Source organism: Cellulosimicrobium funkei (assembly GCF_001019615.1).
Classification (GTDB): Bacteria; Actinomycetota; Actinomycetes; order Actinomycetales; family Cellulomonadaceae; genus Cellulosimicrobium; species Cellulosimicrobium cellulans_E.
Map to the genome: position 1 here is coordinate 16,998 of NZ_JNBQ01000037.1, position 21,142 is coordinate 38,139.

At 74.9% G+C, this 21,142-nt stretch carries 22 protein-coding genes; 2 read left to right on the plus strand and 20 right to left on the minus strand.

All coding sequences use genetic code 11. The features are described from left to right. Positions 1-11 precede the first annotated feature (11 nt). The 17 genes from coaBC to FB00_RS17735 form a co-directional block, all read right to left on the minus strand. Positions 12-1,298: a bifunctional phosphopantothenoylcysteine decarboxylase/phosphopantothenate--cysteine ligase CoaBC gene (coaBC, locus tag FB00_RS17655; RefSeq protein WP_047234225.1), complete on the minus strand. Its 1,287-nt coding sequence runs from the start codon at positions 1,296-1,298 to the stop codon at positions 12-14. 104 nt (positions 1,299-1,402) lie between these two features. After that, positions 1,403-1,681, minus strand: coding sequence for a DNA-directed RNA polymerase subunit omega (gene rpoZ, locus FB00_RS17660; protein WP_047234226.1), 279 nt, complete (start codon positions 1,679-1,681; stop codon positions 1,403-1,405). A 176-nt stretch (positions 1,682-1,857) separates the two neighbouring features. Further along, entirely contained in the window at positions 1,858-2,520 is a 663-nt protein-coding gene (gmk, locus tag FB00_RS17665) for a guanylate kinase (protein ID WP_156186451.1), read from the minus strand. A gap of 61 nt (positions 2,521-2,581) precedes the next feature. Further along, a complete protein-coding gene (mihF, locus tag FB00_RS17670; RefSeq protein WP_021482878.1) occupies positions 2,582-2,893 on the minus strand; it encodes an integration host factor, actinobacterial type in 312 nt (103 codons plus the stop codon). Between the two features lie 222 nt (positions 2,894-3,115). Next, complete coding sequence (locus tag FB00_RS17675; protein ID WP_047234227.1) at positions 3,116-4,006, minus strand: tyrosine-protein phosphatase; 891 nt, start codon at positions 4,004-4,006, stop codon at positions 3,116-3,118. A gap of 134 nt (positions 4,007-4,140) precedes the next feature. Continuing rightward, a complete protein-coding gene (pyrF, locus tag FB00_RS17680; RefSeq protein ID WP_047234228.1) occupies positions 4,141-5,010 on the minus strand; it encodes an orotidine-5'-phosphate decarboxylase in 870 nt (289 codons plus the stop codon). Next, a complete protein-coding gene (gene carB, locus FB00_RS17685; RefSeq protein ID WP_047234229.1) occupies positions 5,007-8,378 on the minus strand; it encodes a carbamoyl-phosphate synthase large subunit in 3,372 nt (1,123 codons plus the stop codon). Before carB ends, pyrF begins: the two co-directional genes overlap by 4 nt. A gap of 2 nt (positions 8,379-8,380) precedes the next feature. Further along, a complete protein-coding gene (gene carA, locus FB00_RS17690) occupies positions 8,381-9,574 on the minus strand; it encodes a glutamine-hydrolyzing carbamoyl-phosphate synthase small subunit (protein WP_144425619.1) in 1,194 nt (397 codons plus the stop codon). A gap of 62 nt (positions 9,575-9,636) precedes the next feature. Further along, entirely contained in the window at positions 9,637-10,341 is a 705-nt protein-coding gene (locus FB00_RS17695) for a hypothetical protein (RefSeq protein WP_082141468.1), read from the minus strand. Beyond that, entirely contained in the window at positions 10,338-11,702 is a 1,365-nt protein-coding gene (locus tag FB00_RS17700; protein ID WP_047234231.1) for a dihydroorotase, read from the minus strand. Before FB00_RS17700 ends, FB00_RS17695 begins: the two co-directional genes overlap by 4 nt. Beyond that, positions 11,699-12,793 (minus strand): aspartate carbamoyltransferase catalytic subunit, encoded by a 1,095-nt coding sequence (locus tag FB00_RS17705; protein ID WP_082141469.1) that lies wholly within the window; start codon positions 12,791-12,793, stop codon positions 11,699-11,701. The genes FB00_RS17700 and FB00_RS17705 overlap by 4 nt, the downstream gene beginning before the upstream one ends. After that, positions 12,790-13,440: a bifunctional pyr operon transcriptional regulator/uracil phosphoribosyltransferase PyrR gene (gene pyrR, locus FB00_RS17710; RefSeq protein WP_047234232.1), complete on the minus strand. Its 651-nt coding sequence runs from the start codon at positions 13,438-13,440 to the stop codon at positions 12,790-12,792. Before pyrR ends, FB00_RS17705 begins: the two co-directional genes overlap by 4 nt. Before the next feature lie 185 nt (positions 13,441-13,625). Continuing rightward, positions 13,626-14,045 carry a transcription antitermination factor NusB gene (gene nusB, locus FB00_RS17715; RefSeq protein WP_047234233.1) on the minus strand — a complete coding sequence of 140 codons (420 nt, stop codon included), beginning with the start codon at positions 14,043-14,045 and terminating at the stop codon, positions 13,626-13,628. Positions 14,046-14,073: 28 nt separating this feature from the next. Then, a complete protein-coding gene (gene efp / locus FB00_RS17720) occupies positions 14,074-14,637 on the minus strand; it encodes an elongation factor P (protein ID WP_047234234.1) in 564 nt (187 codons plus the stop codon). Positions 14,638-14,749: 112 nt separating this feature from the next. Continuing rightward, on the minus strand, positions 14,750-15,241 hold the full coding sequence (locus FB00_RS17725; RefSeq protein WP_047234235.1) for a hypothetical protein: 492 nt from the start codon (positions 15,239-15,241) through the stop codon (positions 14,750-14,752). After that, entirely contained in the window at positions 15,238-15,888 is a 651-nt protein-coding gene (locus FB00_RS17730; protein ID WP_047234236.1) for a hypothetical protein, read from the minus strand. The genes FB00_RS17725 and FB00_RS17730 overlap by 4 nt, the downstream gene beginning before the upstream one ends. A gap of 92 nt (positions 15,889-15,980) precedes the next feature. Beyond that, positions 15,981-16,427 (minus strand): type II 3-dehydroquinate dehydratase, encoded by a 447-nt coding sequence (locus tag FB00_RS17735; RefSeq protein ID WP_047234237.1) that lies wholly within the window; start codon positions 16,425-16,427, stop codon positions 15,981-15,983. A 187-nt stretch (positions 16,428-16,614) separates the two neighbouring features. Between FB00_RS17735 and FB00_RS17740 the strand changes: the two genes are divergently transcribed. After that, on the plus strand, positions 16,615-17,400 hold the full coding sequence (locus FB00_RS17740) for a glycerophosphodiester phosphodiesterase family protein (RefSeq protein ID WP_047234238.1): 786 nt from the start codon (positions 16,615-16,617) through the stop codon (positions 17,398-17,400). A gap of 19 nt (positions 17,401-17,419) precedes the next feature. Here the strand turns inward: FB00_RS17740 and aroB are convergent, their stop codons facing one another. The 3 genes from aroB to aroC form a co-directional block, all read right to left on the minus strand. Then, positions 17,420-18,538, minus strand: coding sequence for a 3-dehydroquinate synthase (gene aroB / locus FB00_RS17745; RefSeq protein ID WP_047234248.1), 1,119 nt, complete (start codon positions 18,536-18,538; stop codon positions 17,420-17,422). A gap of 71 nt (positions 18,539-18,609) precedes the next feature. Beyond that, on the minus strand, positions 18,610-19,212 hold the full coding sequence (locus tag FB00_RS17750; protein WP_047234239.1) for a shikimate kinase: 603 nt from the start codon (positions 19,210-19,212) through the stop codon (positions 18,610-18,612). Then, the gene (gene aroC, locus FB00_RS17755; RefSeq protein ID WP_047234249.1) at positions 19,212-20,429 is read right to left on the minus strand and encodes a chorismate synthase; all 1,218 of its coding nucleotides are present in this window, start codon (positions 20,427-20,429) and stop codon (positions 19,212-19,214) included. Before aroC ends, FB00_RS17750 begins: the two co-directional genes overlap by 1 nt. Positions 20,430-20,541: 112 nt before the next feature. On the opposite strand from aroC, the gene FB00_RS17760 reads away from it, so the two are divergent. Further along, on the plus strand, positions 20,542-21,142 hold a 601-nt coding region (locus tag FB00_RS17760; protein ID WP_197088848.1), incomplete at its 3' end, for an A24 family peptidase.

Genomic DNA, 21,142 nt, shown 5'->3' on the forward strand with positions numbered 1-21,142 from the left:
CGAGACGCGGGTCACTCGGCCCGTGCGACCGCGCCGCCCAGGGACCCCGCGGCCACCCGGCCCGCGACGACGTCCCACACGGCGTCCGCCACCGCGCGCTTGGTGCCGCCCGCCGTCGCGACGACCTCGCCGGACCCGTCGACGACGGTCACGTCGTTCGCGTCGACGCCGAACCCGAGCCCCTCGCCGACCGCGTTCACGACGAGCAGGTCCGCACCCTTGCGGCGCGCCTTCGCCCGACCGTGGTCGAGCACCGAACCGTCCGCGTCCCCGGTCTCGGCCGCGAAGCCCACCACCACCTGGCCGGCCCGCAGGCGCTCGTGCGCGAGCTCGGCGAGCACGTCCGGGTTCTCGACGAGCGCGATCGGCTCGGGTCCGCGGCCGGGCACCTTCTTGATCTTCGCCCCGGGCGCGTGCGCCGGCCGGAAGTCCGCGACCGCCGCGGCCATCACGACGACGTCCGCCGTCGCCGCCGCGGCGCGCACCGCCTCGCGCAGCTGGGCCGTCGTCTCGACGGCGACCACGTCGTCCAGGCCCGCGTCCTCCACCAGCGCGGCGACGTCCGGGGCGAGGTTCGCCGCGACGAGCGTCACGTGGGCACCCCGCGCCCGAGCCACCCGCGCGAGCTCGACCCCCTGGCGCCCGCTGGACCGGTTGCCGATGAAGCGGACCGGGTCGATCGGCTCGCGCGTGCCGCCCGCGGACACCACGACCCGTCGGCCCGCGAGGTCGCGCCCTGCAGCGGCGTCCTCGTCGCGGGAACCGTCGTCGGAGCCCTCCGCGACGGCCAGCGCGACCCGCGCGATCTCCTCCGGCTCGGGCAGGCGGCCCGGGCCCGTGTCCGCGCCCGTCAGGCGACCCGACGCCGGCTCGATCACGTGCGCGCCGCGCTCGCGCAGCGTCGCCACGTTCGCGCGGGTGGCCGGGTGCTCCCACATCTCCGTGTGCATCGCGGGCGCCATCACGACCGGGCAGCGCGCGGTCAGCAGCGTCGAGGTGAGCAGGTCGTCCGCCCGACCCGACGCCGCCCGCGCGAGCAGGTCCGCGGTCGCGGGCGCCACGACGACGAGGTCCGCGCCCTGGCCCAGCGCGACGTGCGGCACGTGCTCGACGTCCTCGAACACCTGGTCCGTCGCCGGCTCGCCCGACAGCGCCTCCCACGTCGGCGCGCCCACGAACCGCAGCGCCGACGCCGTGGGCACCACGCGCACCCGATGACCCTGCTCGCGCAGCAGCCGCAGCAGCAGCACGGCCTTGTAGGCCGCGACCCCACCGCTCACCCCGAGCACGATCCGCATGTCGCTCCTCCCGCCGGTCCCGCTCGAACTCCACGCCCACCGCGGTGGACGGCCGTGGACGCACGAACGCCGCGCCCTCCTGCGGAGGTGCGCGGCGTACGGGCTCAGGCCTCGTCGGCCTCGTCGGGCTCGGCCTCGATCGTCAGCAGGCCCGCGTTGATCTCACGCATCGCGATCGACAGCGGCTTCTCCTGGTTGCGCGTCTCGAGCAGCGGCCCGACGTTCTCCAGCAGGCCCTCGCTCAGCTGCGAGTAGTACGCGTTGATCTGGCGCGCGCGCTTGGCCGAGTAGATGACGAGCGCGTACTTCGAGTCGACGTGCTCCAGCAGGTCGTCGATCGGCGGGTCGGTGATGCCCTCGGGGGCGGCGACGGTTCCGGACACAGTTCGCTCCGTGGGTTCAAGGGTCTGTAGCCGGGGCCACAGCTGGTCGATGGCGGCGGCGCGCCGACCGCTCCGTCCGGGGCCGGGCGGGCGCGGCCCCGAGCGGTCGTCGGGTCCGCGGACCGGGCCTGCGGCCCACCGGGGAGCGGGCCCGCGCGCGGGCACCGCAGGACAGTCTACTCGCTGTGCCGCTCGGCGCGCTGCTCGGTGCGCCCGGACGACGCGGGATCCGCCGCCCGCGCGGCGTCGCCCGTCCCGCCCTCGACGGGCCGGGGCTCGAGCCCCATGACGCGCACGAGCTCGTCCGTCGCGCGGTGCACCTCGTCGTTGACGATGACGTGGTCGAACTCCGACTCCGCCGCGAGCTCGACCCGCGCCGTCGTGAGCCGGCGCTCGCGCTCCTCCGCGTCCTCCGTGCCGCGCCCCACGAGCCGGCGCACCAGCTCGTCCCAGCTCGGCGGGGCGAGGAACACGAACCGCGCCTCGGGCATCGAGGCGCGGACCTGGCGCGCGCCCTGGAGGTCGATCTCCAGGAGCGCCGGCACGCCCGCCGCAAGCTTCTCCTCGACCGCGCGCCGGGGCGTGCCGTAGCTGTTGCGACCGTGCACCACCGCCCACTCGAGCAGCTCGCGCTCCGCGACCATGCGGGCGAACTCGTCCGTCCCGACGAACAGGTAGTGCACCCCGTCCACCTCACCCGGCCGCGGGTCGCGCGTCGTCGCCGACACGGACAGCCACACCTCCGGGTACCGGGCGCGGATGTCGGCCGACACCGTCCCCTTCCCGACGGCGGTCGGTCCGGCCAGGACGGTCAGACGGGCAGGGCTGGGTGAGACCACCGGCGCCGTCGCCCCCTCGGCGGGGACGGACGGCGTCGGCTCGGACGGGTGCGCGGAAATGTCAGCCAAACCTCTCGATGAGGGCCGCGGACTGGTGAGGACCGAGGCCGCGGACACGACGTGTCTCGGCGATCCCGATCTCCTCCATGATCGCCCGAGCCTTCACCTTACCCACGCCGGGCAGGGACTCCAGCAACGAGACCACCTTGAGCTTGCCGATCATGTCGTCCGTCTGCCCGCGCTCGATGACCTCCTTCAGGGAGCCCTGGGAGTACTTGAGCCTGTTCTTCACCTCGGCGCGCACGCGTCGGGCCTCTGCGGCCTTCTCGAGCGCCGCCGCGCGCTGTTCTGGGGTCAGGGGTGGAAGTGCCACGCAAGTCACCTACTCGTCGTCAGGCGGATGGGCCCACACAGTCGTCCCGGCGTGCCCCGACGAGGAGCCCTAATCGGGTGAATCACCCGGGCGACCTGCGCCGACGCACGGAGCCGACCCCTCGAAAGTAGCGAGCCTCGACCGATCGGGCAACGACTGGGCAGGGCGCGTCGCGCGCCGTCGGCGCAGCGAGGGGCGCCGTCAGATGACCGAGGGGGACGATCAGGACGCCACGAGGCGCGCGACGAGCGCGTCGCGCACGGCCGTCGTCACCCCGCACGCGGCGAGGTAGCCGTCCACGCTCCCGTGCTCGCGGGCGGCGAGATCCCACGCGGCCTCGAGGTACTCCGGCTCCACGGTGAGGACCGGGGCCAGGGCGTCCGGGGACAGACCCGGGATGGGCGGCACGAGCGCGGCGAGGCCTCCCACGGCCGCGCGGCTCGCGAGGTACTCCGCCAAGCGGTCCTCCTCCCCGACGCCCGCGACGTACTGGGCGAGGGCGACCACCCACCCGGTGCGGTCCTTGCCCGCCGAGCAGTGCACGACCGCGGCTCCCTGCGACGACGCGACCTCGCCGAGCACGCGCCCGACCGTCGCGCGGATGCCGGGGTCCTGGACGAACGTCGCGTAGACGCCGTGCATCATGCGGCGCGCGACCGCCGTCGGGTCGTCCGCCGCCAGCAGGCCCGCGACGAGCGCCGCGGGATCGGCCGACGCTCCCCCGCCGCCTCCGGCCTGCAGGCCCCGCGCGGGGTCCATGCCGCGGCGCAGCACCCGCACACCGCCCGGCACCGCGTCGGCGCCGTCGCGCTCGAGCTCGTCGTCACCGCGCAGGTCGAGCACCGTCGTCACCTCGAGGTCGGAGAGCGCCGCCTGGCCCGCCGGGGTCAGGCGCGACAGGCTCGCCGTCCGCAGGAGGACGCCGGTGCGCAGCGGCTCGTCGTGACCGACCGGCACCGCGCGGCCCCCGACGTCGCGCGCGTTCCACGTGCCCGGCACGTCGAGGGCGCCCGGCACCGCAGCGGCCTCGGGTGCTGGTACGACGGCAGCCGCCTCCGTGGGCGCGCCGGAGGTGCTCGGGCCCGCGTCGCGGGAGGTGTCGTGGGACGTCATGGGCGCAGTCTCGCACGGCACGACGACCGGGCCAGCCGGACGCGCGAGCCGTCCGCGTCCTCGGTACGACGACGGGGCCGGCACCCGCAGGTGCCGGCCCCGTCGACGGGGTCGGGTCTCAGCCGCGTCGGGTCTCAGCCGCGCAGGGCCTGCGCCGCCTCGTCCGTGGCCGCGCGTGCCGCGGCGCGCAGGGCGCCGACGTCCGGTCCGGCGCGCAGGACGCCGCGCGACGAGGACGCGAGCACCTGGCGGCGTGCGTCCCCGAACACGGCCGCGAGCTCGGCCGCTCCCGCGCCCTGCGCACCCACGCCGGGGGCCAGGAGCGGGCCGCGCACCGCCGCGAGGTCCGTGCCGGTGCGGGCCGCGGCGTCGGCGACGGTCGCGCCGACGACGAGGCCGACCGGGCCCAGCGCGTCGCCCGACGCCACGACGGGCGCGTTGACCCGCGCGGCCTCGCGCGCCACGTGCGCCGCGACCGACTCGACGCCCGCACCCGCACCGCGCCGCGCGTGCTGCACCTCCGCCCCCTCGGGGTTCGAGGTGAGGCACAGCACGAACAGCCCGCGCCCGGTCTCGAGCGCGGCGTCCACCGCAGGCTGGAGCGAGCCGAAGCCGAGGTACGGCGAGACCGTCAGTGCGTCCGCCGCGAGCGGGGAGCCGTCGCGCAGGAACGCGTCGGCGTACGCCGCCATGGTCGAGCCGATGTCGCCGCGCTTGGCGTCCATGATCGCGAGCGTGCCCGCCGCACGGGCCGCCGCGAGGACCTCCTCGAGCGCCGCGACGCCGCGCGACCCGTGCCGCTCGAAGAACGCCGACTGCGGCTTCACCGCGGCGACGCGTCCTCCGACCGCCTCGACGACCCGCAGCCCGAACTCGCGCAGCCCCGCCGCGTCGTCGGTCAGGCCCCAGTCCGCGAGCAGGCCGGGGTGCGGGTCGATCCCGACGCACAGCGGCCCGTGGTCGTCCGTCGCCGCAGCGAGCCGTGCGCCGAAGCCCGCGCTCACGCGCCCACCCGCTCCGCGGCGGCGGTAGGCAGCGTGACGCCGGCCGTCAGGCCCTCGCCCGCCATGTGCTCCTGGAGACTGGCCACCGCGAACGGTCCTGCCAGGACCGCCTCGATGCCCTGCACCGCCGCGGCGAGCTGGTCGACCGTCGTCGCGATCGGCTTGTCGGCCGCCGTCGTGGCGGCGCGGATCTCGTAGCCGTCGGCGCGCGCGCCCTGGCCGGACGGGGTGTTGATGACCATGTCCACCTCGCCGGCCGTGATGAGGTCGACGATCGTCGGCTCCCCGTCGGCGCCCCGGCCCGCGGAGAACTTGCGCACCACGCGCGACGCGATGCCGTTGCGGCGCAGCACGCTCGACGTGCCGTCCGTCGCCAGGATCTCGAACCCGAGCTCCGCGAGGCGCTTGACCGGGAAGACGATCGAGCGCTTGTCGCGGTCGGCGACGGAGACGAACACGCGGCCCGACGTCGGCAGCCCGCCGAACGCGGCGGCCTGCGACTTGGCGAACGCGTGCGGGAAGTCGCGGTCGAAGCCCATGACCTCGCCCGTGGAGCGCATCTCCGGCCCGAGGACCGTGTCCACGACGACCCCGTCCGCGGTGCGGAACCGCTTGAACGGCAGGACCGCCTCCTTGACCGCGATCGGCGCGTCGAGCGGGAGCGTGCCGCCGTCGCCCTCGGCGGGCAGGACGCCCGCCGCGCGCAGCTCGGCGATCGACTCGCCCGCCATGACGCGCGCCGCGGCCTTCGCGAGCGACGTGCCTGTCGCCTTGGACACGAACGGCACGGTGCGCGACGCGCGCGGGTTGGCCTCCAGGACGTAGAGCACGTCGGAGACGAGCGCGTACTGCACGTTGAGCAGGCCGCGCACGCCGACGCCCTTCGCGATCGCCTCGGTCGAGCGGCGGATGCGCTCGATCTCCTGCTCCGAGAGCGACACGGGCGGCAGGACGCACGCCGAGTCGCCCGAGTGGATGCCGGCCTCCTCGATGTGCTCCATCACGCCGCCGAGGAAGAGCTCGGTGCCGTCGTAGAGCGCGTCGACGTCGATCTCCATCGCGTCGTCGAGGAAGCGGTCGATGAGCAGCGGCGCGGGCAGCGTGCCGGCCGTGCGGTCCTCGGCCGCGGCGGCGGCGAGCGCGCGCTCGACGTAGCCCGTGAGCTGCTCGGCCGAGTACACGATCTCCATGCCGCGCCCGCCGAGCACGTAGGACGGGCGCACGAGCACCGGGTACCCGATGCCGGCCGCGACGTCCTTCGCCTCGTCGAGGGAGCGCGCCGTGCCGAACGCCGGGGCGGGCAGGCCCGCCTCGACCAGCACGCGGCCGAACTCGCCGCGGTCCTCGGCGGCGTCGATCGCCTCGGGGCTCGTGCCGAGGATCGGCAGGCCCGCGTCGGCGAGGCGCTGGGCGAGCGCGAGCGGCGTCTGCCCGCCGAGCTGGACGATGATCCCCTTGACCGGCCCGGCGGCGAGCTCGGCCTGGTAGACCTCGAGCACGTCCTCGAACGTCAGCGGCTCGAAGTACAGGCGGTCGGACGTGTCGTAGTCGGTCGAGACCGTCTCCGGGTTGCAGTTGACCATGACCGTCTCGTACCGCTCGCGCAGCGTGAGGGCCGCGTGCACGCACGAGTAGTCGAACTCGATGCCCTGGCCGATGCGGTTGGGGCCCGAGCCGAGGATGATCACGGCCTCGCGCTCGCGCGGCGCGACCTCGGTCTCGAGGTCGTAGGACGAGTAGTGGTACGGCGTGCGGGCCGCGAACTCGGCCGCGCACGTGTCGACCGTCTTGTAGACGGGGCGCACGCCGAGCGCGTAGCGGACCTCGCGCACCGTCGCCTCGCCCGCCGGACCCATGCCGCGCAGGCGCGCGACCTGCGCGTCGGACAGACCGTGCTTCTTCGCCTCGCGCAGCACGTCCTCCGTGAGCGCGGGCGCGTCGGCGACGGCCGCCGCGACCTCGTTGACCAGCTGGATCTGGTCGAGGTACCACGGGTCGATCTTGGTGGCCTCGAACACCTGCTCGACGCTCGCGCCGGCGCGCAGCGCCTGCTGGACGCCGATGATGCGGTTCTCCGTGGGGCGCGCGATGCGCACGAGGAGCTCGTCGAGGTCCGCGCCCGAGACGGGCTCGCCGTCCCAGTGGAACACCGAGCCGCCCTTGTCGATCGAGCGCAGCGCCTTGCCGAGCGCCTCGGTGAAGTTGCGCCCGAGCGCCATGGCCTCGCCGACGGACTTCATGGTCGTCGTCAGCGTCGGGTCGGCGGCCGGGAACTTCTCGAACGCGAAACGCGGCACCTTGACGACGACGTAGTCGAGCGTGGGCTCGAACGAGGCCGGCGTGACCTGGGTGATGTCGTTGGGGATCTCGTCGAGCGTGTAGCCGACGGCGAGCTTCGCCGCGATCTTGGCGATGGGGAAGCCGGTCGCCTTGGACGCGAGCGCGGACGAGCGCGAGACGCGCGGGTTCATCTCGATGACGATGACCCGGCCCGTGTCCGGGTCGACGGCGAACTGGATGTTGCAGCCGCCCGTGTCGACGCCGACCTCGCGGATCACGGCGATGCCGATGTCGCGCAGCTTCTGGTACTCGCGGTCCGTGAGCGTCAGCGACGGCGCGACCGTGATCGAGTCGCCCGTGTGCACGCCGACGGGGTCGACGTTCTCGATGGAGCACACGACCACGACGTTGTCGTGCTTGTCGCGCATGAGCTCGAGCTCGTACTCCTTCCAGCCGAGGATCGACTCCTCGAGGAGCACCTCGGTCACCGGGGAGTAGTGCAGGCCCTGCCCGACGATGCGGCGCAGCTCCTCCTCGTCGTACGCGAAGCCCGAGCCGAGGCCGCCCATCGTGAAGGACGGGCGCACGACCATCGGGTAGCCGAGGTCGCCCGCGGCCGCGATCGCCTCGTCGACCGTGTGCACGATGACCGAGCGCGCCGACTCGCCACCGCACTTCTCGACGACGTCCTTGAACTGCTGGCGGTCCTCGCCCTTCTGGATCGCCTCGATGTTCGCGCCGATGAGCTCGACGCCGTACTCGGCGAGGACGCCCGCCTCGTCGAGAGCGATCGCCGCGTTGAGCGCGGTCTGCCCGCCGAGCGTGGGCAGCAGCGCGTCCGGGCGCTCCTTCGCGATGATCGAGGTGAGCACCTCGGTCGTGATCGGCTCGACGTAGGTCGCGTCGGCGAACTCGGGGTCGGTCATGATCGTGGCCGGGTTCGAGTTCACGAGGACGACCCGCAGGCCCTCCTCCTTGAGCACGCGGCACGCCTGGGTGCCGGAGTAGTCGAACTCGCACGCCTGGCCGATGACGATCGGGCCGGACCCGATGACCAGGACGCTGGAGATGTCGGTTCTGCGAGGCACGGTCAGCTCTCCTTGGTGTTCTGGTCGGCGGCTGCGGAGCGCTCGGCGCGTCGGGACGCCATGAGCTCGACGAAGCGGTCGAAGAGGTACGCGGCGTCGTGGGGACCGGCCGCGGCCTCGGGGTGGTACTGGACGGAGAAGGCGGGCAGGTCGAGGCACTCGAGCCCCTCGACCACCTGGTCGTTGAGCCCGACGTGGGACACGACGACGCGCCCGTAGCGGCCGCCGTCGTGCGGGGCGACGGACTCGCCGTCGAGCGGCGCGTCCACGGCGAACCCGTGGTTGTGCGCGGTGACCTCGACCTTGCCGGTGCGGCGGTCCATGACGGGCTGGTTGATGCCGCGGTGGCCGTACGCGAGCTTGTACGTGCCGTAGCCGAGCGCGCGCCCGAGGATCTGGTTGCCGAAGCAGATGCCGAAGAACGGGGTGCCGCGGTCCAGGACGCCCCGCAACAGCTCGACCTCGTGCGTCGCCGCCCCGGGGTCGCCCGGGCCGTTGGAGAAGAACACGCCGTCGGGCGCGTACGCCTCGATGTCGGCGATCGTCGAGGCGGCCGGGACCACGTGCACGCGCACGCCGCGCTGGGCGAGGCGCTGCGGCGTCATGGACTTGATGCCGAGGTCGACGGCGACGACGGTCGCGACGGGCTCGCCGTCGGGCGTCGTGCCCTCGAAGGGCTCGACCACGTACGCCTCGTCCGTGCTCACCTCGCGCGCGAGGTCGGCGCCGGCCATCGCGGGCGCCGCCTGCACCTCCGCGACGAGGTCCTCGACGGTGCGGGGGTAGCCGTCGCGCACGAGCGCGTCGCCGGAGAAGATCCCGGCGCGCATGACGCCGAGCTCGCGCAGGTGGCGCGTGAGGGCGCGCGTGTCGACGTCGCTGATGCCGACGACGCCCTGCGCGGCGAGCTCCTCGTCCAGGGTGCGCTGCGCGCGCCAGCTCGACGCGCGGCGGGCGGCGTCGCGCACGACGTACCCGGCGACCCAGATCTTGCCGGACTCCGGGTCCTCGTCGTTGACGCCCGTGTTCCCGATGTGGGGGGCCGTCATGACGACGATCTGGCGGTGGTAGGAGGGGTCGGTGAGCGTCTCCTGGTAGCCGGTCATGCCGGTGTTGAAGACGATCTCGCCGACCGTGGTGCCGCGCGCGCCGTAGGCGCGCCCGGTCTGCACGGTCCCGTCCTCGAGGACGATCAGGGCCCGGTCGGCGGGCGGTGCCGTCGCTGAGGTCAGGGTGGTCGCTGTGTTCACTGGGGCGGTCACGGTGCTTCCTCGTCGTTCTCGTCGGTGCCGGGTGCCGCGCTCTCGCGCGTCGGCGCCGGGTCTGCGGGGTCTGCGGGGGAGGCGCCGCTCGGCGCCCCGGGTCGTCGCTCGTACGAGCCGTCGGCGGCGGGTCCGTCGCGGTCGTCGTCCGTTCGTCCGGCGAGGCCCTGGACGGCCTCCAGGAGGCGCGCGACGTCGTGGTCGTGGCGGGGCAAAATGCCGGTGTCGAGCCGTACCTCAAGGTCCGCCGGAGCCTCGGCCGCGTCGGCGGGGACGGGCTCCGCGGGCACGGTCCACGTCACGACGACGATGGCCTCCTTGCCGACGAACTTGCCGGCCATGCCCGGCGTGAGGGCCGCACCCCCGACCGCCGCGGCGGGCACCCACACGTCCGGGGCGCCGCTGCGCGCGACGTGGAGCCCGCCGTCGTGCACGGTGACCTGGGCCTGGGACCGGTCGCCGAGCCCGTGGGCCCCGACACGGGCGAGCCAGTCGCCCGCGAGCGTGCTGGAGACGTAGAGCGCGTCGAGCGGCCCGAGGAGCACCGCGCCGCGCGCCGCCTCGGCGGGCGGCGCCGGCGGCGTCGGGACGACGCCGGCCGAACGCCGGACGAGCCGGCGGCGGCCGACGAGGACGAGCGTCAGGAGGACGACGCCGAGGACGACCCAGATGCCGACCGCGACGGGCTGGGGCAGGTTCACGCCCGCACCCCCCGCGTGCCGGCCCCCGCAGGGACGGGCGTGCCGTCGAGCACCGTGGCGCGCCCGCGCAGGAACGTCGCGACGACGGCGCCGGGCAGCTCGCGGTCCTGGAACGGCGTGTTGGTGCTCGCCGTGACCTGGCCCGCGCCGTCGACGACGCGGCGCGCGGCCGGGTCGACGAGCGTGACGTTCGCGGGCTCGCCGACCTCGAGCGGACGCCCCTGGGCGCGCTCGCCGGTGTCGATCCGACCGATGCGCGCGGGCGCGCCGGACAGCACGCGCGCGACGTCGGCCCACGTCATGCGTCCGGTGTCGACCATGGTCTGCTGCACGACGCTCAGCGCCGTCTCGAGGCCCGTCATGCCGAACGCGGCCGCGGCCCACTCGCAGTCCTTGTCCTCGCGCGCGTGCGGCGCGTGGTCGGTCGCGACGATGTCGATCGTCCCGTCCGCGAGACCCTCGCGCACCGCCTCGACGTCCGCGGCGGTGCGCAGCGGCGGGTTGACCTTGAAGGTCGGGTCGTAGCCGCGCGCCAGATCGTCGGTGAGCACGAGGTGGTGGGGCGTGACCTCGGCGGTGACGTCGATGCCGCGGCCCTTGGCCCAGCGCACGATCTCGACCGAGCCCGCGGTCGACAGGTGGCACACGTGCAGGCGCGACCCGACGTGCTCCGCGAGGAGCACGTCGCGCGCGATGATCGCCTCCTCGGCGACCGCGGGCCAGCCCGCGAGGCCCAGCTCGGCCGACACGACGCCCTCGTTCATCTGGGCGCCCTCGGTGAGACGCGGCTCCTGCGCGTGCTGGGCCACGACGCCGTCGAACGCCTTGACGTACTCCAGGGCCCGGCGCATGAGGATCGGGTCGTCGACGCACTTGCCGTCGTCGGAGAACACCCGCACGCGCGCCGCCGAGTCGGCCATGGCCCCGAGCTCGGCGAGCTGCTGGCCCGCGAGCCCGACGGAGACCGCCCCGACCGGGTGCACGTCGACCCAGCCGGCGTCGCGCCCGAGGCGCCACACCTGCTCGACGACGCCGGCCGTGTCCGCGACGGGCGTCGTGTTGGCCATGGCGTGGACGGCCGTGAACCCGCCCGCCGCGGCGGCACGCGTTCCGGACTCGATCGTCTCGGCGTCCTCGCGGCCCGGCTCGCGCAGGTGGGTGTGCAGGTCGACCAGGCCGGGCAGCGCCACGAGGCCGGTCGCGTCGACGACGACGGTCTCGCCGTCCTCGGACCCGGCGCGCGCGGCGCCGACCGGGGCGATCTCGGCGATCACGCCGCCGGAGAGCACGAGGTCGACGGGGTCGCCGCCCAGCGGGCGCGCGCCGCGCAGGACGTACGTGGTGGTTGCGGCGCTGCTCACGAGGCGGGGACCCTTTCGACGGCGGGGACGGGCTGGGCGGGCGACAGCGGCGCGGCCGCCGCCGGGGCGGCGTCGGCCTCGTCGCTGCCCGCGAGGAGGAGGTAGAGCACGGCCATGCGCACGGCGACGCCGTTCGCGACCTGCTCGACGATGACGGCGCGCGGCGAGTCCGCCGCCTGCGCGGAGATCTCGAGCCCGCGGTTCATCGGGCCGGGGTGCATGACGATCGCGTGCTCGGCGAGCAGCCCGAGGCGTCGGGCGTCGAGCCCGTACTTGCGGCTGTACTCGAGCGGGTTGGGGAAGAACGCTCCCCCGCCGGCGCCCGAGCCGCTCATGCGCTCGCGCTGCACGCGCAGCATCATCACCGCGTCCGGGGCGCCGTGCGCGGTGTCGCCCGCGAGGGCCGCGTCGAGGTCGTAGGAGACCTCGCACGGCCACGTCTGGACGCCGACCGGCAGCAGCGTGGGCGGGGCGACGAGCGTCACGTGCGCGCCGAGCGTGTGCAGCAGGTGCACGTTCGAGCGCGCGACGCGCGAGTGCAGCACGTCGCCGACGATCGCCACGTGCCGCCCGTCGAGACCCGCGCCGCGCGCGGCCGCGTCGTCCGGCCCGCTCGCGCCAGGGGCGGTGAGCCCCGTCCCGGAGAGGTGGCGGCGCAGCGTGTACGCGTCGAGCAGCGCCTGCGTCGGGTGCTGGTGCGTGCCGTCCCCCGCGTTGAGGACCGCGGCGTCGAGCCAGCCCGCGTGGGCGAGCAGGTGCGGGGCCCCGGATGCCTGGTGCCGGACGACGACGGCGTCCGCGCCCATCGCCTGGAGGGTCAGCGCGGTGTCCTTGAGCGACTCGCCCTTGGACACGCTCGAGCCCTTGGCGGAGAAGTTGATGACGTCGGCCGACAGGCGCTTGGCCGCCGTCTCGAAGGAGATGCGCGTGCGCGTCGAGTCCTCGTAGAAGAGGTTGACGACGGTGCGGCCGCGCAGCGTCGGGAGCTTCTTGATCTCGCGCGCCTGCGTCGCGGCCATCTGCGCGGCCGTGTCGAGGATGCGCACCGCGTCGGCGCGCGCGAGGTCCTGGGTGGACAGCAGGTGCCTCATGCGCGGTCCTCCGTCCCGGGGACGGCGGACCGGATGACCACGGCGTCCGCCGGGACGTCGCCGTCCGTGGGCGCGCCGTCGACCTCGGCGAGGCGCACGCTGACGCGCTCGGACGTCGAGGTGGGCAGGTTCTTGCCCACGAAGTCGGGGCGGATCGGCAGCTCGCGGTGGCCGCGGTCGACGAGCGCGGCGAGCTGCACGGCGCGCGGGCGGCCGAGGTCGCTGATGGCGTCGAGCGCGGCGCGGATGGTGCGTCCGGAGTACAGGACGTCGTCGACGAGGACCACGACCTTGCCGTCGATGCCCGAGGCGGGCAGGCGCGTCGCGCCGATCGTGCGCGTCGGGTGCCGGTGGAGGTCGTCGCGGTACATCGTCACGTCGAGCTCGCCGACGATGGCGTGCGGGTCGGGCGCGCCGTCGGCGGCCGCCCCCTCGATCGCGGCGAGGCGCTCGGCGAGCCGCGTCGCGAGCGGGACGCCGCGCGTCGGGATCCCGAGGAGGACGAGGTCGTGGGCCCCCTTGTTGCGCTCCACGATCTCGTGGGCGATGCGCGTCAGCGCGCGGGAGATGTCGGCGGCCGTCAGGACGACGGTCCCGGCCTCGGGGGTCGATGCGGGTGGTGTGGGCACAGCAGCGCCAGAGCTCATGTCCGGCGACCTCCTTCCCCGCCTCACGGGACGGGCCTTAAAGGATGTCTGACGGTCACCCACCCTACCGCCGCGCGTCGCGGCGGCGGGTACGCGTCCCGCCGGATAAGACGCGGCGTCGGTCACACCCGTGACCGACGCCGCGTCGAGAGGTCGTGCCGGCCCGCAGCGGGGCCGTGGAACGCTCAGGCCGTGATCGTCGGCTTCATCTCGACGATGCGTGCGAGCAGCCCGTTGACGAACGACGGCGAGTCGTCGGTCGACAGGGAGCGCGCGAGGTCGACGGCCTCGTCGATCGCGACGACGTCCGGCACGTCGTCGTTGAAGAGGATCTCCCAGCCACCGATGCGCAGCAGGGCCCGGTCGACCGCCGGCATCCGCTCGAGCGTCCACCCGTGGGAGTACGTCTCGAGCAGCTCGTCGATGCGGTCGCGGTGCGCGAGCACGCCCTCGACGATGTCGACCGCGTACTGCGGCAGGGCGGTCTGCGCGGTGCCGGGGTCGGCGACGCGCTCCGCGAGGAGGGTCGTCGGGTCCACCTGACGCTGCTCCGCCTCGAAGAGGACGTCGAGCGCGCGCTTGCGCGCCTTGGTGCGTGCGGCCATGTGTGTCGTCAGCCCGTCGGTGCCGGCGTCAGTCGTTCACGCGGCCGAGGTACGAGCCGTCGCGCGTGTCGACCTTGACCTTGGTGCCCTGCTCGAGGAAGAGCGGGACCTGGATCTGCGCGCCCGTCTCGAGCGTCGCCGGCTTGGTGCCGCCCGTGGAGCGGTCACCCTGGAGGCCGGGCTCGGTGTACGTGATCTCGAGGACGACCGAGGCGGGGAGCTCGATGTAGAGCGGCTGGCCGTCGTTGGACGCGATGAGCACGTTCTGGTTCTCGAGCATGTAGTCCTTGGCGTCGCCCACGATCTCGGGCGAGACCGTGATCTGGTCGTACGTCGAGGTGTCCATGAACACGTAGTCCGCGCCGTCCTGGTACAGGTACTGGAAGTCGCGGCGGTCGACGTTGGCCGTCTCGATCTTGAGGCCGGCGTTGAACGTCTTGTCGATCGTCTTGCCCGTCATGACGTTCTTGATCTTGGTGCGGACGAACGCGCCACCCTTGCCGGGCTTGACGTGCTGGAACTCGATCACGGTCCACAGCTGGCCGTCGAGTCGCAGCACGGTGCCGTTCTTGATGTCGTTGGTGGTCGCCACGTTCGTCTTCCTGTCGGAGGGTCTACGGGCTCCGCGGCACCGGACGACGCGAGTCGACCGGGCGCACGAGGGCGGAGCGGGAAATGGGCCTTGACGATCTTACCGGAGCGTCCTACCCCAGCGCGACGAGGACCGCGTTCGCCGCGACACCCACCGTCGCCGCCCAGCACATCGAGGCGAGCGTCCCGATGACGAAGCGCTCGGACGCGACGGGGTGCTCGCGCAGCTCCGGGTAGCGCCCCAGGCCCTTGATCGCGACGACGAAGGCGATCCCCCCGGGCTCGCCGGCGAGCAGGCAGCCCGTGATCGCGAACCGCTCGAGGATCCCGATCCACGTGCCGCCCCGCAGCGCCTTGACGGCCTCCGTGCCGATGGGCCCCGTCGCCGGCGGCGGGGGCGGGGGCACCGGGACGGCCGCCGGGTCGGCGGCGCCCGTCGCGGTCCGCGGTCGCGCGGCGCGGCCAGGGCGCTGACGGGCCGGGTCGCCCGCGCGCGCCGCGGCGCGCAGCACCCACTGCGTCACCGGGCCTCCCCCGAGCACGCTCGCGGCGAGCGCGACGACCCACACCACGACCACCAGCACGACCGACACCGGGTCCGTCATTCCCTGCCCTCCCGCCGTTCCTCCGGCGGCCCGCTCCGACGACTCACGCAGAGCTCGCCGAGCAGCCTCGCGACCACGGGCCGCACCGCGGCCTCCTCGGGCCACAGCGCCGCGCGCAGCCGCTGGCTGACCGCCTGCTCGGACACCCCGAGCGCCTGGGCCACATCCTTCTGGGTGCCACCCACACGCGCGAGCGTGTCGACCGCCTCCCACCCCGGAGCGGTCCGCCGGTCCACGACGGCCGCCAGCAGGCGCAGGAGCGCCTCGACCTCCGTGGCGCGCGCCGTCGGCTCGCCGCGGACGGCGACGGGCGCCGTGGCCGCGCGCGACTTGGCCTGCTCGACCGCCTCGCGCGCCCGGACGAACGCCTCCCCCGACGCCTCCCGCGAGGCGGCGGGCAGCGGCTCGTCGACGGCCCCCGCGCCGACGCCGACGCTCCAGCCGCCGTCGCGCAGCAGGTCGAGCACGGCGTCGACCACGGTCGCCGGGTCGTCGAGCACGCCCTGCACCTCGTCGCCCACGGTCCGGTCGAACGGGACCACGAGCCCGGGCCGGTCGGCCAGGAGCCCCTCGAGGCGCGCAAGGACCTCGGGCACGCGGTCGCGGTGACCGGTGCTCCCCCGCTGGTCGACGGTCAGGACGAACATGCGATCCAGGCTAGAGCCTTGAGGTGAAGAGATCAAGCATGGTGACTTGATAGGGACGTATCAAGGGTGCCAGGACGGTTGCAGGACGCCGGTCACCCGCGCAGCCGAGCCGCGAGGGCCTCGAGCGCGAGCCGGTACGAGTCGAACCCGAACCCCGCGATCGTGCCGGTCGCGACCGCCCCGACGACGGAGTGGCTGCGGAACGCCTCCCGCGCAGCGGGGTTGCTCAGGTGCACCTCGACGAGCAGGAGGCCGGAGGTCGTGACCTGCGCCGCGGCGTCGCGCACGGCGTAGGAGTAGTGCGTGAACGCGGCCGGGTTGAGCACCACGTGGGCGCGGGCGTCGACGGCCTCGTGGAGCCAGCCCACGAGCTCGGACTCGTCGTCGGTCTGCCGCACGTCGACCGTGAGGTCGAGCGCGCTCCCCCACGCGCGGGCGGACTCCTGGAGGTCGGCCATCGAGGCGGAGCCGTAGATCTCCGGCTCGCGCACACCGAGCCGGCCGAGGTTGGGTCCGTTGAGGACCAGCACGCGTTCCATGGCGCCCGAGCCTAGCGGCGCAGGCTCCGCGTGTGCCGCACGGGCTCGTCCCGTGGCCGGACCACGGGTGGGGTACGGCTCGACGAGCGTCGGGCGGCGCCGTCGTGCACGCTGGCCGGGTGATCCTCGCGACCTGCGTGCCAGCCCGCGCCGACCGGATCGACGACCGTGCCGCCCGGGGGCCGGCGTGAGCGCCACGACGAGCCGCGCCGGCAGCGGCTACCTGGAGGCGCCGTTCGTCGCGCTCGCGCACCGCGGGTTCTCGCGCGCGGGCCTGGAGAACTCGATGGCGGCGTTCGCGGCCGCCCGCGACCTCGGGCTGCGATACGTCGAGACGGACGCCCACGCGACGTCGGACGGCGTGGCGATCGCGCTCCACGACGCGTCCCTGGACCGCACGACGGACGCGCACGGGCTCGTGGCCGACCTCCCGTGGCGGACCGTGCGTGCGGCGCGGATCGGCGGGACCGAGCCGGTGCCGTCGCTCGAGGACGTGCTGGGGACGTGGCCGGACCTGCGGGTGAACGTCGACGTGAAGTCGGCGGCCGCCGCCGAGCCGGTCGCGCGGGCGATCGAGCGCACGCGCGCGCACGACCGCGTGTGCGTCGCGTCGTTCGCGGCGTCGCGCCGCGAGGCGACGGTGGCACGGCTCTCGCGCCCCGTCACCGTGTCGGGGGCGCGGGGCGCGGTCCTGGGCATGTTCCTCGCCGGGCGGGCGCGTACCGACGCCTTGGCCCGGCTCGCGGCGCGCTCGGTCGACTGCCTCCAGGTCCCCGTGCGCGGGGGCTGGGTGCGCGTCGTCGACTCGGGGTTCGTCCGGGCCGCGCACCGGGCAGGCGTCGCGGTGCACGCGTGGACCGTCAACGACCGCGCGACGATGCACCGGCTGCTCGACCTCGGGGTCGACGGGATCGTCACCGACCGCGCCGACCTGCTGCGCGACGTGCTCCGCGCGCGCGGCCTGTGGGCCTGAGCGCGCGGGCGTCGCGACGTCAGAGCGCGACGGGGCCGCGTCCCACCGGCGCGTCGGCCGCGATCTCGGCGTAGGCCGCGGCGAGGAGCGTCGGGTCCGGGCCCTCGAGCCGGGTGGGGCGCGCGACGTCGTCGAGCACGACGAACCGCAGGAGGTCGCCGCGCGACTTCTTGTCGCGCCGCATGGCGGACAGGAGCTGCTCCCAGCGGTCGCCGCGGTACGTGAGCGGCAGGCCGAGCGAGCCGAGGATCGCGCGGTGCCGCTCGACGACGGCGTCGTCGAGCTTCCCCGCGAGGCGCGACAGCTCGGCCGCGAACACCATGCCGACGGACACCGCGGCGCCGTGGCGCCACTGGTAGCGCTCCGTGAGCTCGACCGCGTGGCCCAGCGTGTGCCCGTAGTTGAGGATCTCGCGCAGGCCCGCCTCCTTGAGGTCCTCCCCCACGACGCGTGCCTTGACCGCGATCGACCGCTCGACGAGCTCGGACACGACGGCCCAGGTCTCGTCGGTCGTCGGGCGCGTGCCCCATGCGCTCAGCGCGGCCGCGTGCTCCTCGACGAGCTCGAGGATGCGCTCGTCCGCGATGAAGCCCGTCTTGACGACCTCCGCCATGCCGGCGACGAAGTCCCAGCGCCCGAGGGACTCGAGCGCCGCGAGGTCGCACAGCACGCCCGCGGGCGGGTGGAACGACCCGACGAGGTTCTTGCCCTCGGCGGTGTTGATGCCCGTCTTGCCGCCGACGGCGGCGTCGACCATCGCCAGCAGCGTCGTCGGCACGTGCACCACCCGGATGCCGCGCAGCCAGGTGGCCGCGACGAACCCGCCCAGGTCGGTCGTCGCGCCCCCGCCGACCGTGACGACCGCGTCCGTGCGCGTGAAGTCCAGCTGGCCGAGCACGCCCCACAGGAACGCCGCGACCTGCGCGGTCTTGGCCTCTTCCGCGTCCGGGACCTCCGCGACGTACGCCTCGTAGCCCGACGCCTTGAGGTCCTCGTGGACGACCTCGGCCGTCGCGGCGAGCGCCGCGGGGTGGACCACGAGCACGCGGCGCACCCGGTCGCCGAGCATGGTGGGGAGCTCGCCGAGCAGGTGCCGGCCCACGACGACGTCGTACGGCTGGTCCCCGGCGACCCGCACGCGCGTCGGCGCGGGGCGCTCGCCGGTCGGCCCGGCGACGGGCTCGGTGTCCGGGGCGGGGGTCGTGTCGCTCACGCGTTCTCCTGTTCGGCCGGGGTGTCGGCGGGGGCGGGCGCCGCGGCACCGTCCGCCGCGCTGTCCGCGAGGTGTGCCCGGATCTCCTGGGCGACCTGCGCGGGCGTGCGCGCGTCGGTGACGACGTGCAGCGTCGCGACCCGCTCGTAGACGGGACGCCGCGCCTCCATGAGCGCGGCCCACCGTGCCCGCGGGTTGCCCAGCAGGAGCGGGCGCGACTGGTTGAGCCCGACGCGCGGCGCCGCGTGCGCGAGGCTCACGTCGAGGAACACGACGGCGCCGCCCGCTGCGACGTAGGCCGCGAGGGCGGTCTGGGTGTGCTCGTCGAGGACGGCGCCGCCGCCCAGGGCGAGCACGCCGTCGTGGGTGGCGAGCGCCGTCGTCACGGCCTCGCGCTCGAGCTCGCGGAAGTGCGGCTCGCCGTGGTCGACGAAGATGTCGGCGACGGGCTTGCCCGCCGCGGTCTCGACGTCGGTGTCCGTGTCGCGCTGCGCGAGGCCCAGCAGGTCGGCCAGGTGCCGCGAGACCGTCGACTTGCCGCTGCCGGGCGGGCCGACGAGGACGACGACCGGGCGCGTGCCCGCGGGGACGGGCGTCATCAGCGCTGGAGCTCCGGGATCGCGGCGAGGTAGGCCTCGGCGTTGCGGCGGACCTCCGCGACGGAGTCGCCGCCGAACTTCTCGAGCGCCTGCTCCGCGAGCACGAGGGCGACCATCGCCTCGGCGACGACCGCCGCCGGCGGGACGGCGCACACGTCGGAGCGCTGGTGCTGGGCCTTGGCGACCTCGCCCGTCACGACGTCGACCGTCGCGAGCGCGCGCGGCACCGTCGAGATCGGCTTCATCGCGGCGCGCACACGCACGACCTCGCCGTTCGACATCCCACCCTCGACGCCGCCGGCGCGGTTGCTCAGGCGGTGGATGCGACCGTCGGTGCCGCGCTCGATCTCGTCGTGCGCCGCAGAACCGCGGCGGCGGGCGGTGCGGAAGCCGTCTCCGACCTCGACGCCCTTGATCGCCTGGATGCCCATGAGCACGGCGGCGAGCCGGGCGTCCAGGCGACGGTCGCTCTGCGCGTACGTGCCGAGGCCCGACGGGACGCCGTAGGCGAGCACCTCGACGACGCCGCCGAGCGTGTCGCCCGCCTTCTGGCACTCGTCGATCTCGGCGACCATCGCGGCGGACGTGGCGGCGTCGAAGCAGCGCACCGGGTCGGCGTCGAGCGCGGCGACGTCGTCCGGCCCCGGTACCGCGGCGTCCTCGGGCACCTCGACGGGTCCGATGCCCACGACGTGCGACACGAGCCGGACGCCCAGCGCCTGCTCGAGGAACTTCGCGGCCGCGGCGCCGAGGGCGACGCGCGTCGCCGTCTCGCGGGCCGACGCGCGCTCCAGCACGGGCCGGGCGTCGTCGAAGCCGTACTTGCGCATGCCCACGAGGTCGGCGTGGCCGGGGCGCGGACGCGTGAGCGGCCGGTTGCGCGCGATCTCGCGCACGTCGCCCGTGCCGGCGTCGACCTGGAGAGCCTCGGGCGGCACCGGGTCGGACGACATGACGTCGACCCACTTGGGCCACTCCGAGTTCGCGATCTCGAGCGCGAGCGGGCCACCCTGGGTCACGCCGTGGCGCAACCCGCCCAGGACGCGCAGCACGTCCTGCTCGAACTTCTGGCGCGACCCGCGCCCGTACCCGAGGCGGCGGCGGGCGAGCGCGGCGCGCACGTCGTCCGTCGTGAGCTCGACGCCCGCGGGAAGCCCGTCGAGGATCCCGACCAGCGCCTCACCGTGCGACTCACCCGATGTCAACCAACGCAGCATGATCGCCATCCTCCCATGTCGGCGGGCACGTCCCGGCGGGCGCCCGCAGTGCGGACCGGCGGGTTGTGGACGACGGCGGCGCGCGCGGGGCGGGAGCGCTACGGTGCCGCGCATGGTCCAGCAGGGGGACGGGACGAGGACGGACGGCACGCCGGCTCGGGGCGCCACACCGGTGGCGGTCGAGCGGGGAGAGGCCGAAGGCGAGCGCTGCTGGGGGCGACGCCGGGGCGACGACCTGGTCCGCGAGCTCCGGCTCTCCGGGACGTTCGGGGCCGCCCTCGCGGTGCTCGCCGCGGCCAGCACGGCGTGGTGGTCGGGTGCGTCGTGGGCCACGCCGGCCCTCATGCTCGTGGCCGCGGCGGGAGCGCTCGTCGCCGTGGTCGACGCGCGCACGCACCGGCTGCCCGACGTGATCGTCCTGCCGACGTGGTTCGGAGCCGTGCTCCTGCTCGGCGTCGCCGCGGTCGGCACCGGTGACGGCGCCGCCCTCGGCCGCGCCCTCGCCGGCGGTCTCCTGGGCTTCGGTGCCTACGCCGCGCTGCGGATCGCGTACCCGCCGGGCCTCGGCTTCGGCGACGTGAAGCTCGCCGGGATGCTCGGCACGCCGCTCGCCTGGCTCGGGTGGGGCGAGCTCGTCGCCGGCCTCGTCCTGCCGTTCGTGCTCGGCGGCGTGTGGGCGCTCGCGCTCGTCGCCACGCGGCGCGCGCGCCGTG